This window comes from bacterium (assembly GCA_016873475.1).
Lineage (GTDB): Bacteria > Krumholzibacteriota > Krumholzibacteriia > JACNKJ01 > JACNKJ01 > VGXI01.
Window position 1 is genome coordinate 1 of the sequence record VGXI01000368.1, and the last position, 2009, is coordinate 2009.

A 2009-nucleotide genomic window follows, 5' to 3' on the forward strand; every position below is an offset into this window, starting at 1 on the left:
GGTGGGCCACGGATCGCCTCCTGACGCCACAAGGCTGGCCGCTCAGGTGCGAAATCGTCGTGGCTAGTTTTTTATCACCCCCCCGTCTGCCTCTAGCTGCCCCCTCTCTGCCCCCCGTCTGCCTCTACATTTTCACGATTCTGCAACGCGAAAAGCGTGACTCCGGGGAGATTCAAGTCATCACGCGGGGTTATTCGGAGGGCTCAGCGGCGCCAGTCGGTGGCCCAGTTCTTCCGCCGGCGGCGGCCCCGCGGAGGCTGCTGGGCTTCCTCCTGGCCGGGGACCGGCGCCGGCCGCAGGCGGCGTGCTGCGGCGCGCAGCGCCGGCTGACCGAGCAGCACCCCCGCGGCCATCGAGTAGACGCGGCAGTCGAGCGCTTCGTTGCGCGACCGCTTCTTCGTCCACGCGAGGAAGGGGCGGCCTTTACTGTAGCGCGTGATGCTGTGCTCGGCCGTGAGCTGCGCGAAGAACTCCTCGTCGTAGTCCGGATGGATCGGGAAGTGGCAGTAGCCGGGCGCCGTCGGCAGGGTCAGGCGCAGCCGGCTGTAGAGCAGGGCCTTGACCTGGTCGACGCCCACGGTGAAAAGCGGCACGGGGCGCCGGTTGCGGCCCGTGCGCTTCGCACTCGGTGAGCTGACGAGCGGGCGGCCGGGCCCGTCCTTGCCCATTACCGCAAAAAGCCGGCGCCCCTGGCGCGCCTTGACGAAGTCCATCACCTGGCTGGTCTTGAATCCGGCGTCCAGGCAGGCGGCGCTGATCGCGAGCTGCGCGCCGCTCTCGTGCGGGAAGCTCTTCGCCAACTCGAGGTCGAGCTGCTCCCAGACCTCACCCTGGTCGACGTCGCCATAGAGCACGGAGTAGGACACGCCCCAGCACTGCTCGTCCACGCTCCAGCCGTCGATGCCCACCTCGATGCGGTCCTTCTGCACGTCGACGCCGGCGGTCAGCAGCACAGCGGGCTGCGGAACGACGAGCGGGCCGTCGGGCTTGCCGGTCGTCGTAGGGTAGAGCTCGCGGCGCTTGAAGAGGACTGTGTGGTCGACGTCCTCGCCGCGCTCCTCCCAGGTCTCCCCGAGCGTGAGGTTCGTCCAGGCCTTGAGGCTGGCCACGCCCTCGCGCTTCGCCTTGATGAAGTCCGCAACGGCCGAGCGCCAGGAGTACAGGCCCAGCGGCGAGTAGAGCGAGCTGAGGTGGTAGCTGCGGACGCGGCGATCCTTGGGCGCGGCCGTCGCTCGCCAGACGCCGGCGGGCAGCATCTGCTCCTTCGCCGACTCGGGAATGCGGGCCTCGCACTCGGAGCAGACCATGCGCGCCGTCTCCGGCAGGTGGCCGCCGTCCTCGCCGAAGGGATGCTGCGACTGGCAGGCTGGGCACTGGTAGCGCTCGCGATCGTCCGGGTGCGCAGGGTCGCGGAAGGCCTTGCCCGGCGCCTCGTGGCCGCAGTCTGCGCAGCAGCGGTCCCACTCGATGCGGCTCCAGGTGATCGGCTGGAAGCAGCCGCAGTGCGGGCAGGGCACCTCGTAGACGCGCTTGTCCCCCAGCTCATGCCAGCGCTCGATGTTGCTGACGCCCTTCACAGTGGGCGTGCCGGCCAGATAGACCTTGCGGTTGCGCTCGAAGGCCCGCGTGCGGCCGAGGCTGAGCTCCATCGGATCGCCCTCGCCGTCGACGTCCGCCGGGTAGCGATCGACCTCGTCGTCGAAGAGGAAGCGCACGCTCGCCTGCGAGAGGCCGGCCGCGCTGTTCGCGCCGGCGATCATCAGCACGCCGTCGTCGAACTCCTTCATCATGATCGTGTTGCTCGAGTCGCGGCTGCGCGGTTCTCGGACCTTCTCCGCGACCGTCGGCGTGGAGGCGATCATCGTTGCGATGCGCGTCTTCGAGGCGCGCTGCGCGAGCTCGATCGTCGGCAGCACGTAGAGCATGGGCCCGGGCTCGTGGTCGATGATGTAGCCGAGCCAGTTGTTCCCGACCTCCGAGGCACCGATCTGCGCGCCCTTCATCAGGGC

1 protein-coding gene is annotated in these 2009 nt (G+C 69.1%); it reads right to left on the minus strand.

Annotated features, from left to right (window positions below):
• Positions 1-203 precede the first annotated feature (203 nt).
• The coding region (locus FJ251_15825) for a phage terminase large subunit family protein (GenBank protein MBM4119170.1) at positions 204-2009 on the minus strand (1806 nt) is incomplete at its 5' end.